Consider the following 15,329-nt stretch of genomic DNA (forward strand, 5'->3'; position numbering starts at 1 on the left):
TGTGTGGGTCTGCCCGGTCAGGCAGTGAGCGCGGCTGCCCCGGCCAAGGTGCCGAGTCCACCCAGTGCCGCGGGCACCACCTGCAGGCCGTCGAGGAATTTCAATCGCGCGTGCAGCGCGATCGACTCCTGAATCGGATTCCACAGCGGCGGGCCGGCTTGGGCGAAGCCACCACCGATCACCACCATGCGAACGTCAACCAGGGCGACGGCCGACGCGATCGCCTGACCGAGTGCCACTCCGGCGCGCTGCAACGAGGTGATGGCGACCGGCTCCCCGGCGGCGGCATCGGCGGCCAGTTCGGTTCCGGTGCTGCCGGTCCAACCCAGCTCACGCGCCCACCGCACCGCCGACGGCCCACTCGAGACGGTTTCCACGCATCCGATTCCGCCGCACGCGCAGGGCGTCGTCGAACCGGGAACGACGATGTGACCGATATGGCCCGCATTGCCGCTGGCACCGGCGACGATCTTCCCGCCCAATACCAACCCGCCGCCGATGCCGGTCGACACCACCAGACTCAGCACGTCCGGCACACCCACGGCAGCACCGAAGCGGTGCTCACCGAGTGCCGCTGCGCTGCCGTCCATCGCGAGACGGATGTCGGCTTCGGGAAGCACGGCGGAGATGTGCTCGCTCAGACCGAATCCGTTCTTCCATTCGTCGATGTTGATCGGTGCGACCGACCCGCTCTCGAGATTCACCGGACCGGAGCAGGCGACGCCGATGCGGTCGATGTGCTGTCCAGGAGCGATCTTCCGAAGCAACGAAGCGCATGCCGGCCACACCCCGGACTCGGGCGTCGGCACCGTCACCGGATTCTCCGGCCGCCCGTCCTCGCCGACGAGTGCCGCCGTCATCTTGGTGCCGCCGATGTCGAGCGCGATTGCCGTCATCGTTCCAGGCTAGTCAGTTGGTTTCAGGACCAGGACGAGGTTGCTGCCCAAAAACTCTCGGAGAACGGGAACGCGCATCATCCACCAGGCCCAGCGCGGATGGTAGCGCGGGAATGCAGCCAGTAGCGTCGCGTTGGGAGTGCTTCGTGCCCAACGTAATCCGTCTGCGGCGCTGATGTCGAACAGTGATTCGCCGAATCGGTTCTTCGGTTCGTGACCGGTGGTGCGGGTGTAGCGGCGGGCTGCGTATTCGCCGCCGAGGTAATGCCAGGGCCGGGTCTCGTGGCCGCCGAACGGACCGAACCAGATGGTGTACGAGAGCACCGTCAACCCGCCGGGCTTGGTGACCCGCAGCATTTCCTCGGCCATGGTCCACGGTTCACGGACGTGCTCGGCGACGTTGGACGAGAAGCAGATGTCGACACTGTCGTCACGGAACGGCAGTGCCATCCCGGAGCCGCGCACCGAACCCGGTATCTGCAGACCCGCCGCGTGCATCTCGGACGCGTCCGGCTCGACGGGCAGGTAGCGCGCGCAGCTTGCCCCGAAGACCTCGGCGAAGTATCCGGGTCCGCCGCCCACGTCCAGCACGGTCGCCGCGGACATGTCGGTGCCGGTCAGGCCCCGATACAGATCACCGATCAGCTCGACGGAATCGCGGGCCAGTGCGCCGTAGAAGATGTCGGGAGCGCTCTGTTCGTGACCGAAGTCCTTCAGCAGACTCACCGAGCGGCGCAGTGTCGCGCGAGAGGCGAACAGACGTGTCACGGCGGAAGTCACGAAAACGAACCCTAGCGGTTACTGTGGCAGCGGTAATCGACGGCGGTCGAGAAACGAACATGCGGAAATTGGGTGAAGCGGGCTGTGCGCGAGGTTCTGTTGCTGTGCTGGCGCGATACCGGGCACCCGCAGGGCGGCGGCAGTGAGCGTTACCTCGAGCAGGTGGGCGCAGGTCTGGCTCGACGCGGCGTCCGCGTCACGCTGAGGACGGCGTCGTATCCAGGAGCTCCCGCCGAGGAGATCGTCGACGGCATTCGCATCAGTCGCGGTGGTGGACGCCTGTCGGTGTATCCCCGCGCTCTCGCCGCCATTGCAGCTGGGCGGCTCGGTTTCGGCCCGCTCAAGGGCATCGCACCCGACGCGGTGATCGACACCCAGAACGGCATCCCCTTCTTCTCACGTGCCGCGCTCGGCGTTCCGGTGACGTTGCTGGTGCACCACTGCCATCGCGAGCAGTGGCCGGTCGCGGGGCCGATGATGGCCAAGCTCGGCTGGTGGCTCGAATCGACGGTGTCCCCGAAAGTCCACCGCCGCAATCAGTACCTGACGGTGTCGTTGCCGTCCGCGGACGAGCTGGTCGCACTGGGCGTCGACCGCGAGCGCATCGCCGTGGTGCGCAACGGAGCCGACGAAATACCCCGGTCGGTGCCCGAGGGTGACGAGAGCACCCGCACCGTGCACCCCTCGCTGACCGTGCTGTCCCGGTTGGTTCCGCACAAGCAGATCGAGGACGCGCTCGACGTCGTCGCCGCGCTTCGCGGTCGGATCCCCGACATCCACCTCGACGTCATCGGCGGCGGCTGGTGGGAGCAGAATCTCCGCGACTACGTCGGAGAACTGGGTATCGAGCAGTACGTCACCTTCCACGGACACGTCGACGAGGACCGCAAGCACGCCCTGCTCGGCCGGTCCTGGGTGCACGTCATGCCCTCCCGCAAGGAGGGATGGGGTCTCGCGGTCGTCGAGGCAGCCCAGCACGGCGTGCCGACCGTCGGCTACCGAAGTTCCAAGGGCCTCACCGATTCCATCATCGACGGCGTGACCGGTGTTCTGGTGGGCAGGCTTTCCGATGGTGAAGAGGACCGCGACGTCTCCGGTCTGACCGCCGCCGTCTCGGAACTGCTGCAGGACGCCGAAGCCCGAACTCGCCTGGGCGAGAAGGCGCGAGTGCGTGCGGCGGAATTCTCCTGGGAGCAGTGCGCAGAAGGTGTCTACTCGGTGCTCGACGCGACGACGCGTGGCACGTGGTCGTCAGGTCTGGTGGGTGCGCAGCACTCGGATTCGGCCCAGCAGTCCTACCGCTAGTCCCCCGAGAAGCAGCAGTGCCCACGCGAGGTGGGCAACGACGACGGCTGCCGCCGGCCGGCTTTCGGTGAGCACGGGATCGGGTACTCGATAGAGCGTGAGCTGGTCGTCGGAGTATGCGATGTCCAGCGGATTCAGTGTCTGCTCGGATTCGCCGAGCTCGCCGGGGGTGGTGTTCTCCACCAGTACCCAGCCGACACCCAGCTGTGCGATCACGTTCATGGATTCGCCTGCGAGCAGGGCATTCTGGACCTCCGTCGCGCGCGCCCCCTCACCCCGCACCGTGCCGCCCGCGACGATGAGCTCGCCGGTCTGCAGTACGTCCAGTGGCAGCATGCGCGGCGCGGGATCGAGAACGGGAGCACTGCCGCTGTAGGGAAAGCGGCGGAACATCCCGGCCGGTAGTACCGCGACATCGCCGTCGTTGCCCTGCAGTTCGGCTGCGACCGCCTGCCAGGACGCCGGGTACGCCACGGGCCGCATCGAGTTCCCGACGCCCCAGCCCAGGTCGGGTAGTGCGATCAGCAGGGCCAATATTGCAACGGCGCTACCGAATCGGGTGCGCTGGACCGCGCTCAGCGCGGTCCAGCGCACCGGATTCGGTCGACGCCGGGGAGAAAACGCAGCCGCAGCGGCCAACACGTAGATCGGCATCGCCAGCGCCACCCACTTCTGGGAGTCGCGGAGCAGCCCGGCGCCGGGCACCGTCTCGCCCAGCGCGCGGGCCATTGCCAAACCAGGTCCCGTCGCGGCCAGCGCGGGAACTGCGATGGCAAGCAGGGCAACCACACCGAGCCCCACGATCACCGGATTTCTTCGACGCCTGATCAGCGGCCGCACACCGAACGCGACCACGGCCAGCAGCAGCGCCGTGCCCACGAGAGCGAAAAGACCTGTCCGAGAGCCGGGTACGGCATCGGAATTCCAGATTCCGCCGAGGCCGGCGAGGCTGCCGAGGGTGCCGAGACCCGGCTCGGCCCGCGCCGCGAACGCCGCCCAACCCGCCGGATCCGCCTGCTCGACGCCACCGCCGGACACCGCCGTCGCCACCAGCCACGGCGCCGACGCCACCGCCGCCAGCCCGACGCCGCCGACCACGCGCAGGCCGCGTCGGGCACCCCCGGGGAGGGAAAGGACCACCACGGCGATGGTTGCGGCGAGCAACGCGCCGGTGGGGGTGAGTCCGGCAGCAGCGAGGCAGACTGCGAGCGCCCACCAGGAACGGCCCTCTCTGACCGCGAGTGCAGCGACCACCGTCCACGGGAGGGCGGCGTATCCGACGAGCAGGCTCCAGTGCCCCTGCAGCAGTCGCTCGGCGACGTACGGGTTCCACACCGCCACCGTCGATGCCACGAGCAGTGCGGGTAGTGGGGCTGTCGGCAGCATCGTTCGTGCCATCACCGCTGCGCCCCATCCGGTCAGCCACAGGGCCAGCAGCAGAATGGACTTGACCACCAGGCCACCGTCGAACACCGTCGACAGCGCGGCGATAGCGGCGTCCTGCGGTACTGCCCTCGCGGCCGCGTCGGCGATTCCCCAGGCGGAGTCGGTGAAGTAGGAACGGGGGGTGCTGACGGCGTCGCGCAGCAGCAGATAACCGGGGCCGAGCAGCGGGCCGAGAATCACCAGTGCGAGCAGCAGGCTGTAGAGCGGCGGTGTCCACCTCGACCTCGACCACGCCATGATCGGCACCCTATACCGTGGGCTCATGTCTTTCCGCGCCTCGTCCGAGGCAGAGCACACCGCGGGTGCGTCGGTCGCCGGGATGGGGATGGTGACGGCCGGTTCGATGTTCGCGAACGTTGCGGCGTACCTGCTGCAGGTTCTGGCGAGCCGGATGCTCGGCGTCGAGGGCTACGGAGAATTCGCGAGTCTGCTTGCCGCGCAATTGGTTCTCGCGGTTCCGGCGTTGGCGTTGCAGTCCGTCGTTGCGCGTGAAGTGGTGCGCGGGCGCAGTTCTCGCGAATTACGAACGGTGGGGTATCGGTGCGCGGCGGTGGTGGGGGTGCTCGCTCTGGCATTGGCACCCGCACTGTCTGCGGCCATGGACATCTCGATGGCGGCGACCGTGTCGGCGGTCATCGCTGCGCCGGTGCTGGTGCTGTTGGCCGCCGAACAGGGTTTGTTGCAGGGACGTGGGCGATTCGGAGCCCTGAGTGTCGTGTTGGCCGCCGCCGGCTTCGGCAAGGTGGCTCCGGCCGTGCTGGTGTTGGTGCTCGGCGGTGGTCCTGGTTCGGTTCTTCTTGCCACGGCCGCGGGCATCGGCGTGGTGGCGCTCGGTGCGCGATGGACGGCCGGGGTGCCGGTGAACTCGGTCTCGGAAACCAAGGTCACGGTTCTGGCCGTGCTGCAGGCGTCTCAGGTGCAGTTGGTGTTGATCGCGATGTCGGCGCTGGATTTGGTGCTGGCGCGCACGCTGCTCAGCTCCAACGAGGCCGGGCTGTACGCCGTGGGGGCTGTCGCGTCCAAGGCGGCGTTCTGGTTGCCGCAGGCCGTGGGCGTCGTTCTGTATCCGCGGATGGCGAACCCGCTGCATTCTGCCTCCGCGGTGCGATCGGCTCTGGCCGTCGTCGCGGGGCTCGGTACGGTTCTGGTGGTCGGCGGCGCGCTGGCGTCTCCGCTGTTGCCACTGGTGGTGGGCGATACGTATTCCGGTGTGCAGAAATATGTCTGGCTGTTCGTATTGCAGGGTGCGTGCCTGGCCGTGCTGCAGAGCGCGTTGCTGTGGGCCATCGCGGGCGAGCGCACCCACCTCGCTCTCGTCGCCTGGTTCGCCCTCGGCGTCGAGGTGTTGCTGTTGCTGTTCGTGGCGTCGACACTCGCGCAATTCGTCGTCGTCGCCGCAGTCACCGCAGCGGTGACGATGGTGGTGGTGTGTGGACTGGTGTTGTGGGGAAACCGCGTGGATCGCTAGCGGGCCCTGCAAACCCATCGCTCTGTCAGCTAGAAAGTCATTCGGCTACAACGGAATCCGGACAGATCAACGTGGAGCTGTACCGGTGAAGGTCTGCACCAATGACCTGGCGTAATCGGGTTCGGGTATCCAGCACGTGGCGATCTCCCACGCCAGATTCGCTCTGAGTTCGGCGGGCCCGATCGGTAGGTCGTAGTGGGGCTGGTCCACCCGCGCTTCGTCCCAATCGATCAATACACAGCGGCCGTGCTCGTCGATGATCGCATTGCGCGCACCTGCATCACCATGGACCACGCATGTGGGGGACGGCGTTCGTGCCCTTCGCCACGCATCGACTATCCGGTGGGCCAAACCTGTTGGCAGTGCGGTCAAGTCGACGTCCCCACCGACGAGGAGTTCCGGGAGATCGGTCGCACTCGCCGACCCCGGGCGCTGCGGCCAGCCCACGGTTGCGGCGTGAACCTCGGTCAGGGCGTCGGTGACCCGAGGGTCCTTCGGTTCGGGGTGCGAACCTTCCACGTACTCGTAGACGTGCCAGCCGTCGACGTCCGAGTTGCCCGCCGACGACGGGAGGAGCACCGGTACGCGGATTCCACAGTCGTGGAGGTGGCGAAGCAGGTGCCACTCCCAGGATCGAGAATCAGGAGTGCGACGTGAGTGACGGATGACAACGCGGACGCCATCGAGTTTTCCGGACCAGATGTCGTTTCGCGCACCACCGGTCAGCGGGCCGTCGACTACGAGACCCGGCCACCATGACCGCACCGATTCGGGGAGCATCGCTGAGTTCAGTCCCGTCTCCACATAGACGAGTGGCGTGGTTGTGCGCCCTCACGGGGCTGTTGCATTTTGATGGTGGGGTGTCTCGAGTGTCGAGGCACCCCATTGTCGGTGGTGCGGGACAATGTGTTGGTGGCGAAGGGTTATCGACCGGTCGATCGTGATCAACAGTTTCTGATTCCGCCGGACATGCGCGAATGGTTACCGGCGGAGCATCCTGTGTGGACGCTCATCGACATCGTCGACACGCATCTGGACACCTCTGTATTTCATGCCGGGCGTCGTCTCGGTGGTGTCGGGCGCGCCGGATACGACCCGGACATGCTGCTCACGCTGCTGATCTGGGCCTGGTCGAAAGGGATGCGGTCCTCACGTCAGATCGAATCCGCGTGCACCGATGTTGTGTCCTACCGGGTCATCTGCGCCGGCGATGCCCCCGATCACGCAACGATCTCTCGGTTCCGTAAAGACAACCACGCGGCCTGCGAGGATCTGTTCGCGCAGGTATTGACGTTGGCGGCGCGGGTCGGTTTGGGGTCGTTGGGGACCATCGCTCTCGATGGGGTCAAGATCGCCTCGAACGCCTCCATCGGAGCCAATCGCAGTGCGGAAGGATTGAAGGCCGCCGCCGAAGCAGAGGCAGCGAAGGCTGCTCAGGCCCGGGCACGCGAGATCGCTGCCGCCGCGGCCGCAGCGCACGCCGACGTCGATGCTGCCGAGGACGAACTCTACGGCGAGGACGGTCCCGGACCGGGTCGGGTTCCTGCCGAGTTGGCCGATCCGACGTCGCGATCGAAGCGGATCGCCGAGGCGTTGGCGCAGATCGAAGCCGAAGACGATGCCCGCCAGAAGGCCGCGAGGACCGCTGCCGAGGGTCATCTCGAGCGTCTCGATGCCGGGAAGTCCCCGGCGGGTCGGGTGCCGCTTGCCGCGCAGGTGGCCGCTGCTCACCGGCGTCTGGCACGGGAAATCGCACGACACGCGGCCACCGAGGCACGGTACCGGCAGCGAGCCGACGCTGCTGCGCGTCGCGGCGGGAAACCGAAAGGCAAGGTTCCGGTTGCGGCCTCGAACCATCACCGCGTGATCGCCGCACGCACCTCGGTATCGAAGGCGGTCGCCAAACAGAGTGCTCTGGAGCGCACGACGCCAACGGTGTTGCGGCGCAACATCACCGATCCGGATTCTCGGATGCAGCCGCTGCGAGGTGGTGGCTGGGTGCAGGGCTACAACTGCCAAGCATTCACCGCCGAGGACGGCATCATCATCGCCACCGGCGTGGGCACCAGCCCCTCCGATGTCACTTACTACGAGAAGATGGTCGACAAAGCGGTCGCCGCGGCGGCCGCGATTGCCGACAACGCACCACCGCAGGCCGAACCGCCGTCGATCGGAATCATGCTCTTCGACGCCGGCTACTGCTCGATCGACAACCTCGACGCACCGGGCCCGGACCGGTTGATCGCCACCGGAAAATCGCGGACCCTCGAAGCCGCCGCTGCCGCGGCCGCAGCTACGCCGGTATCGGATTCTGCACCAGCACAGGGTAATTCGATTGCCAGGATGGCCGAACGATTAGCCACCCCGGAGGGAATCGCAACGTACCGCAAACGGTCTCACATCGCCGAGACACCGTTCGGTCATGCCAAACACAACCTCGGATTCCGGCGATTCACCAGCCGTGGCCTCGACCAAGCGACGAGTGAATGGTCCTTCCATGCCGCGGTGCACAACATCGGCAAGATCCTCACCCACCTGACTGCCGCACCCAACGCAGCACTGGCCTGACCGAGCGGAACAGAGCACTCCAGCGCCGAAAAAGAGGTGACCCGGGCATCGAACCCGAGGACACCCCTTCGCAACGTCGAACTACCGCTCACTCAAAACGCGACAGCCCCTCACGGGCACTCAACCACGCCACTGCTCATCTGGGTCGTTCCGCAGGCTCCACTCCTGCGCAGGCACTTACTCCTTGTTGAGGTTCGTCCTCGGAATCTCTTCGGTGCGATCCGTCGTCCAATCACGGTTGCTCGAAGGCGCGGGAGCTGCTCCGCCGCCGGGGGTCGGTCGTGGAGCGTTGTCCGTACGGGCCGGCTGCCGATGTCCGCCGTTTCCGCCGCCGCGCAGCAGCAGGAACACTCCGGCGATCAGCGAGATGACACCGAGAATTCCGGCGATGATCGGGACGGTACGGCCGAAGAGGGAGATCTGATCCTGGCCGTCCTTGGCCTGCTGGATCTGGTATTCGACCGTGTTCTCGTCGAACGTGATCGGAGCATTGAGGACGTCGACCTCGGGCTGGCCTGCCTCACGCGCGTAGTACTGGTGAATCTGCTCCTCACCCTTGACGACGACGCCGGTCTCGGGCTCGACCCACAGGGTGCGGGTGTTCTCGTACCAGCGGGTCATCGTCACCGGTGCGTCTCCACCCTCGACACCCCAGGTGTCGGCGGGCAGGGTGACCTTGTTGGTCGGCAGGTTCACCACGGTCGACAGGTCGACCGGGCCGACGGTCTGCTGGTACTGGTACACCGGCGTGCCGTTGATCTCGGTTGCCTCGACGAAATCGATGTCCTTGGTCGCCCGGGCATTGACGTCGAAGTACGGGTAGCTCTTCTGCTCCGAGTTGAACGGGAACTTGTACTGCAGTCCGGTGTGGGCCACCTCTTCGGCGGGCGCGTCGCCTGCCACCTGGATGGTGCCGATCGGGTTCTCGACGGGCATCGACGTCTTGCGGTCGATGGTGACGCGGTCGACGCTCGCGGTCAGCAGCCCGGTATCGGCCTGCTTGTCGCTGCGACGCAGAGTCTGGCCTGCCTGCAGCGTCATGATGTCGGCGTCGGAGGGATCCTCGACGGTGACGAATCGCTGGGAGACGAGGGGAACGTTCTGGTCGACGACTGCGCGACCGGCCGCGAGGGAGCTGGCGTTGAGCACACTGCCCTCACCGGTGGAGACGGTGGTGACTTCGAGGTCCAACGGCGTCTTCTCGAGCGCCGAAATGGTGTACGTGGGAATGAGGATGGCGGCGACCACCAGAAACGCGCCCAAGCCGATGAGTACGAGGGCAAGTATCCGGCTCGGCCCTGAGCGCTCCGCCATGCTGAATCTCCTTAGTTGACCGCTTCATGGAAGACACCGCGGGCGGGAAACACGTTCGCCCCGACCCGATGCCCGATTTATTACGACACGTCGCAGGTGACAGTAACAGTCGACAGTGGCACCGGTCTCGTCTGCGCCGGTTCGACACGGCACACTTGAGGCCACCATGAGCACACAGACCCGTTCGGCAGGCGTTGTCCCGCTTCGTGGATTCGTACCGTCACTCGAGGGGATGCGTGCCGTCGCGTGTATCGGAATCGTTGTCACCCACGTGGCCTTTCAGACCGGTGGCGCGACGTCGCCGATCTTGGGTCATATCTGGGGAAGGTTCGACCTGACTGTGGCGATCTTCTTCTCGCTGTCGGGATTCCTGCTGTGGCGTCCGCACGCGGCGGCGGCCCGCGGTCATCGGAGTGCCCAGCCGCTCGGCCGCTATTTCCGTTCGCGGCTCGCGAGAATTCTGCCCGGTTACTGGGTCGGCGTGATACTGATCCTGCTGTTTCTTCCCGATGCCGGCGGTGACTACCGGGTGTGGCTGGCGAACCTCTCGTTCACTCAGGTGTTCGTGCCGTTGACCCTGACCCAGGGCTTGACGCAGATGTGGTCGCTATCGGTCGAGCTCGCCTTCTATCTTCTGCTGCCGGTGTTCGCTTGGCTGATGGTGCGTCTGCGCGGCGCGGCCGCCGCCCGCCGTATCCCAGTCATTCTGGGCGCTGCGGTGCTGACTCTGTCGTGGGCATTCGTTCCGGTGTCGACCCCCGACGGCATTCACCATGACAACTGGCTCCCCGGCTACTTCCCGTGGTTTGCGGCTGGGATGCTGCTCGCCGAGATCTCGGTGGGGCCACCGACCTGGGTGCATCGGTTGGCTCGTCGCCGATTTGTCATGTCGTCCATCGCGGTTGCCGCGTTCGCCATGTCGGCGACTCCTCTGGCGGGTCCGCAGGGCTTGGTGCGTCCGGCGGCCTGGCAGTTCGAGATCAAGATCCTGCTCGGCGCGATACTGGCCTTCGCGATGCTCGCGCCGCTGATTCTCGCCGAGGACGGTCGCCGTCATCGCTTCCTCGAGCATCCTGTGATGCTCACGCTGGGCCGCTGGTCGTACGGATTGTTCATCTGGCATCTGGCTGTGCTTGCCGTCGTGTTCCCGGTGTTCGGCATCATCCCGTTCACGGGTGGGATGTGGTTCGTGTTGCCGGTGACCCTCGCACTGTCGATTCCGGTGGCTGCGGCGAGCTACGCGCTGGTGGAAGACCCTGCTCGACGACGCTTCGCTGCCAAGAAGACGCCGATCACGGTTTCCGCATCGCACTGATCGCCAACGCGACGATTCCGATCAGCGCGGCCAGCTGCACTCCGTACGATTCGCCCACGTACCCGTCGGGCGATCGCCATGGACCGAGCGAGAGCAGCGCCGCGCCCAGCAAAGCGAATCCGCCTGCCGCGCTGACCAACACGCGCGAGGAGAGCGCGCGACCGTAGCGGCGGTCCAGGAACATCGCACCGAAGCCGATCACGGCCACAGCGGCAGCACCGGCGATTCCGGCCAACACGATCGTCGCTCCGAACAGCGCCACGATCCCCGCCGGGAGGCTCTGCCAAGGCCGCGGTGCGGGCCCGAGCTCGGGCATGCTGCGCGGCCGACGCAACGCTGCGAACAGCAGGGGAATCAGCAGCAACAACCCACCGAAGATGCCGAGTCGGTACCAGCGATCGGTGGCGAAATCCAACGAGATCGTGCCCGACGCCCCGGCCGGAACGATCCAGGCCTGCTGCCACCCGTCGACCACAACCGGGGACAGTTCGACCCCACCGGGAGTGGTTGCGCGCCAACCACTGTTGTTGCTTTCCGGGATGACCAGCAAGCGATCCTCCGTCGTGGAGGTCAGCGTCACCTCGCGGTGATCGGGGCTCCAGGCGGTGGTCCTGGCGGACTGCGGTGCCGCGCTCGTCGGCCACTGTGCCGGAATGGGCATGGTGCGCAACCGAATACCGTCGACGAAGAACGACGCTCCCGGCTCCACCACCACGTCCTGGCGACCCTCGGGCAGCGATACCGGGTTGACGAAGTTCTCGTTCACCGGGGTGTCGGCGTCGCACACCGATGCCTTCAGCGGCTCACCGGAACGGAACTGCTCCGCGGTGGCCGTCACCGACGTGCGCACCGTCTGCCCGGCGATGGAGAGGATGGGGCCGGCGAAGCAGTCCACGGTGATCTCGCGGTCACCGTCGTACGGTGCGCCGATCGGTTCACCACCGGACAGCGGCGTCACCTCGGCGAAGCCGGGTGGCTGAGACTGGATGAAGCCCAGCGAGTTTCGATCCAGAACTCCCTCCCAGTCCACGATCGACAGGACGATCCGGTCCGTCACGTACGGTGCCAGTTCGAGGGTCGTCGAGCCGTCGGTGTCGACGTCGCGCACCATCGGCCCGTTGCCGAGGTTGACCGCGACGCGGGTGGGGTGCGCCGGGAGTGCGCCCAGGCTGGGGCTGAGTTCGAGCCCGTCCACCAGTGTCGGAGCGGGCAATTCGATGGTCAGGGTGGGGTTGGTTCCGGCTCGATCGGTGATCGACTTCTCCGGCGCCGCCCAGGACGTGCGCGGATCACCGTCGGTCGCGGCGAACGCCGAGCCGTGCAGGTCGGCGACGTCCGACGCCCCGCCGGCCAACGGCCGTCCCGGTTGCGCCAGTAGCGCTTCGAGTTCGGGAGACTGACGCGTGCGGACCGTCAGATCGGGAATGACGGCGGTACCCATCGGGACGTCGATCGTGCGTGAGAAGCGCCCCAGTTCCTCGGGCGACTTGGACAGTCCACTGCTGCAGCGGATTCGATCCTCGGTGTCGAGGCACCCGGACCGGCCGGGGAATTCCTGGCCCAGTTCCCAGGCATCGACGCTTGCGCCGGCGGGAGTCTCGGGCAGCACCGCGCGGTGCACGATCGGTACCTGCTTCGGGTTGTCCCGGTCGGAGTAGTCGTCCACCGACACCTCGCTGATGCCGAACTGGCTGCCGCGGGTTCCGTCTACCGTCGACTTCGCGGTGATGCGCAGCCACGGCGTCTCACCGCCCGGCAGCGACACCGTCATCGGCTCACCCGGCTCGTCGACGCGCGCGGCCGTCGAGCCGTTCGGGGTGGTGATCTCCACCCACTTCACCGGGTCGCCGATCGTCCCCGGGCTGGTGCGCATACGCAGCAGCCCGCCGCGTACCGGAGTATCGAAGTCCAGTTGAAGCCATTGCCCCACAGCACGTTCGATGCCGTTGCTGATCCAGCTGGTGGCCAGATCGCCGTCCACCGCGGCGGCGACACCGCTGCCGGGGGCGCTGCCGCCGATCTGTGTGGCGTCCGACGCCGAGCTCGACGCCGTCAGGGTCGCGCCCTCCCACTCGGCGTCCACGGTCTTCGCCCCGTACACCGGGTAGTCGGACACCTCGTTGAGCGACCGTCGCGGCTCGTCGGCGGCCCGCAGCGCAGAACTGTGATTGTCGACCTGGCCGAAGTCCGTTTCGCGATTCATCGGGGTGTCGGTCACCGTCACCGAGTTCACGGCAATGCCCGCCGCGGCCGCATCCGAGGCCAGCAGCGTGGGGCCCGACGGCACCGGATTGCGAATCCCGTTGTTCCGCAACTCGTTCGAGCGCAGAATGGACTCCGGACCACCCTGAACAACCGGGACACGATCGAGATCGACGGTGTAGGGACCGGACGCGGGAATGTCTGCCGAATCGCCCACCGAGTAGATCTCCACAGCCGGATACGGCGGTCGTAGATCACCGTCGAGTACGACGCCGTCGACCTGGCCGGGAGCCACGTCCTCACCGAATTCGGCCACCTTCTCGAGTCCCGGCGAACCGTCGAGCACCTGGTGCACCGATGCCGGACGGGTGGATCGGGAGTTCTCGGGATCGAGGTCGTTGCGCACGACGACGTAGCTGATGCCCTGGCCCAGAAGAGTATCGGCCAATCCGGCCGACGGCCGACCGTCGGCGAAGAGTCGTTGCACGGAGTCCAGTGCCCGGATGGCACCGGGCGGGGTGAGCGGTACGGCGTCGCGGACGGCCCAGGGGGTGGTGGCCAGCGCCTGCAGTGGTTCGTCTCGGGTCAATCCCCAGGTCTGCAGAGCGAACGGTGCGCCGGGCACGATCAGGGCCCGCTGCGCGTCGGAACCGTCGGGGCTCGATCCCGACGCATTCTCGGTGAGCCAGTCCGCGGCGTCGTGCCAGTACTGCGGAACGGCCTCGTACGCTCCTCGGGGCGCGAGCTTGCCCGTCCACGCCAGCGAGGTGGACAGCGTCAAGGCCACCAGGACCAAGGCGGTCGCGGCCATCATCGGATGCTTCTCGGGATGCGCGACGGCCGATCGCCACTGCGTCCGCGGCGCAGAACCCGGCAGCGGAACCCGGCCCAAGAGGTGAGCCAGGCCCAGTACCAACGGGATTCGAATGACCGGCTCGAGTTTGTGGATGTTGCGCAGTGGTGCGCCTGCAGAATCGAGGAACACCCGAACCGAAGCCGCGAACGGACCGTCCAGATCGCCGACGAACCCGGCACCGAGTCCGACCAGACCGATGAACAGCATGACCGTCAACCGGCCGCGGGCGGGCATCGACCGCATCGCCAGGCCGGCGATTCCAGCAGCCGCGATCAAGCCCGTCGCGATGACGGCCGCGGGCTGAGTCACCAGAACAGCACCCGCCACGCGCTCGGGAGAGACGAACGGCGTCCAGCTGCCGGTGCCGCGCAGCACCTCCGTCAGCGACGTCCACTGTGTGGTGGTGCCCGACGATTCGATGTAATCGAGAAACGGTGGAGAGACCTTGCCCAGCAACAGCAGTGGAACGATCCACCACAGCGTCGCGAGCACCAGAAAGCCCGACCACCATCCGCCGAAGACGAACCAACGCTTGTTCGGCCGATGCGTCAGCATCCAGATCACGGCCACCAGAACGGCTGCGGCAGTGGCGACGGCATTGACCGCGCCCATCAAGGCCACCGCCAGTGCAGACTGCGCGGCGGCGCGCCGAACCGTCTGTTTCGCATCATCCCCGGCGAGATACCGCACCATCGGGATCAGAACCCACGGTGCGAGCATCATCGGCATCGTCTCCGAGGAAATCGACGCGAGGGTGGTGATCACTCGCGGCGAGAGCACGAAGGCCGTCGCTGCGATCAGACGGGAACTGCGGCTGCCGATACCGAGAGCTTCGGCGAGCCGGACGATTCCCCAGAACCCGGCGATGAGCAGCAGCGCCCACCAGATGCGTTGAGTGATCCACGGCGGGATCGACAGCAGATCACCGCCGGCGAAGAACGCACCGTGGGGGAAGAAGTAGCCGTAGGCCTGGTTCTGCACCTGGCCGAGCGGAGCCGCGCTGTTCCACTGATGGGAGGCGCGTTCGAGAAATCCGAGTGGGTTCTGAGCCAAGTCGTACTTGGTATCGGCGACGGTGAAGCCGGGGACCTGCAGAAAGGTGAGGAGGAACGCCAGAATCGAGACGCCGAAGAGCCACTTGCGGCCGAGCGGCTCGGCCGAGATCACCGATTCACGAAA

10 protein-coding genes are annotated in these 15,329 nt (G+C 66.7%); 4 read left to right on the forward strand and 6 right to left on the reverse strand.

What is annotated here, in order from left to right; translation table 11 throughout:
* Positions 1-17: 17 nt before the first annotated feature.
* Together AB0366_RS16410 and AB0366_RS16415 are read right to left on the reverse strand one after the other, a co-directional pair.
* Positions 18-896, reverse strand: a complete 879-nt coding sequence (locus AB0366_RS16410) for an ROK family protein (protein ID WP_366244836.1) — start codon at positions 894-896, stop codon at positions 18-20.
* Between the two features lie 9 nt (positions 897-905).
* The gene (locus AB0366_RS16415) at positions 906-1,676 is read right to left on the reverse strand and encodes a class I SAM-dependent methyltransferase (RefSeq protein ID WP_366244837.1); all 771 of its coding nucleotides are present in this window, start codon (positions 1,674-1,676) and stop codon (positions 906-908) included.
* A gap of 84 nt (positions 1,677-1,760) precedes the next feature.
* On the opposite strand from AB0366_RS16415, the gene AB0366_RS16420 reads away from it, so the two are divergent.
* Entirely contained in the window at positions 1,761-2,981 is a 1,221-nt protein-coding gene (locus AB0366_RS16420) for a glycosyltransferase family 4 protein (RefSeq protein WP_366244959.1), read from the forward strand.
* On the opposite strand, the gene AB0366_RS16425 is transcribed toward AB0366_RS16420, so the two are convergent.
* Positions 2,928-4,691, reverse strand: a complete 1,764-nt coding sequence (locus AB0366_RS16425; protein WP_366244838.1) for a hypothetical protein — start codon at positions 4,689-4,691, stop codon at positions 2,928-2,930. The two genes, AB0366_RS16420 and AB0366_RS16425, sit on opposite strands and share 54 nt — an antisense overlap.
* Here AB0366_RS16425 and AB0366_RS16430 point away from each other — a divergent pair.
* Positions 4,690-5,895 (forward strand): polysaccharide biosynthesis protein, encoded by a 1,206-nt coding sequence (locus AB0366_RS16430; protein WP_183130284.1) that lies wholly within the window; start codon positions 4,690-4,692, stop codon positions 5,893-5,895. The two genes, AB0366_RS16425 and AB0366_RS16430, sit on opposite strands and share 2 nt — an antisense overlap.
* Before the next feature lie 66 nt (positions 5,896-5,961).
* Here the strand turns inward: AB0366_RS16430 and AB0366_RS16435 are convergent, their stop codons facing one another.
* Positions 5,962-6,699, reverse strand: a complete 738-nt coding sequence (locus AB0366_RS16435; RefSeq protein ID WP_366244839.1) for an aminoglycoside phosphotransferase family protein — start codon at positions 6,697-6,699, stop codon at positions 5,962-5,964.
* Positions 6,700-6,864: 165 nt separating this feature from the next.
* Here AB0366_RS16435 and AB0366_RS16440 point away from each other — a divergent pair, with 165 nt between their 5' ends.
* Positions 6,865-8,463: a transposase gene (locus AB0366_RS16440; RefSeq protein ID WP_366244960.1), complete on the forward strand. Its 1,599-nt coding sequence runs from the start codon at positions 6,865-6,867 to the stop codon at positions 8,461-8,463.
* A 177-nt stretch (positions 8,464-8,640) separates the two neighbouring features.
* On the opposite strand, the gene AB0366_RS16445 is transcribed toward AB0366_RS16440, so the two are convergent.
* Positions 8,641-9,777 (reverse strand): DUF3068 domain-containing protein, encoded by a 1,137-nt coding sequence (locus AB0366_RS16445; protein ID WP_366244840.1) that lies wholly within the window; start codon positions 9,775-9,777, stop codon positions 8,641-8,643.
* Positions 9,778-9,943: 166 nt separating this feature from the next.
* Here AB0366_RS16445 and AB0366_RS16450 point away from each other — a divergent pair, with 166 nt between their 5' ends.
* Positions 9,944-11,092: an acyltransferase gene (locus AB0366_RS16450; protein ID WP_366244841.1), complete on the forward strand. Its 1,149-nt coding sequence runs from the start codon at positions 9,944-9,946 to the stop codon at positions 11,090-11,092.
* Here AB0366_RS16450 and AB0366_RS16455 read toward each other — a convergent pair.
* Positions 11,070-15,317 carry an alpha-(1->3)-arabinofuranosyltransferase gene (locus AB0366_RS16455; protein ID WP_366244842.1) on the reverse strand — a complete coding sequence of 1,416 codons (4,248 nt, stop codon included), beginning with the start codon at positions 15,315-15,317 and terminating at the stop codon, positions 11,070-11,072. The two genes, AB0366_RS16450 and AB0366_RS16455, sit on opposite strands and share 23 nt — an antisense overlap.
* Positions 15,318-15,329: the final 12 nt, after the last annotated feature.

The sequence above is a fragment of the Rhodococcus sp. NPDC076796 genome (assembly GCF_040702765.1).
Classification (GTDB): Bacteria; Actinomycetota; Actinomycetes; order Mycobacteriales; family Mycobacteriaceae; genus Rhodococcoides.

What these genes read in the sequence shown, in the direction of transcription:
- AB0366_RS16410 (WP_366244836.1), bottom strand. Translation starts at nt 896, where the DNA reads ATGACGGCAATCGCGCTCGACATCGGCGGCACCAAGATGACGGCGGCA.
- AB0366_RS16430 (WP_183130284.1), top strand. Translation starts at nt 4,690, where the DNA reads ATGTCTTTCCGCGCCTCGTCCGAGGCAGAGCACACCGCGGGTGCGTCG.
- AB0366_RS16425 (WP_366244838.1), bottom strand. Translation starts at nt 4,691, where the DNA reads ATGAGCCCACGGTATAGGGTGCCGATCATGGCGTGGTCGAGGTCGAGG.
- AB0366_RS16440 (WP_366244960.1), top strand. Translation starts at nt 6,865, where the DNA reads ATGCGCGAATGGTTACCGGCGGAGCATCCTGTGTGGACGCTCATCGAC.
- AB0366_RS16445 (WP_366244840.1), bottom strand. Translation starts at nt 9,777, where the DNA reads ATGGCGGAGCGCTCAGGGCCGAGCCGGATACTTGCCCTCGTACTCATC.
- AB0366_RS16450 (WP_366244841.1), top strand. Translation starts at nt 9,944, where the DNA reads ATGAGCACACAGACCCGTTCGGCAGGCGTTGTCCCGCTTCGTGGATTC.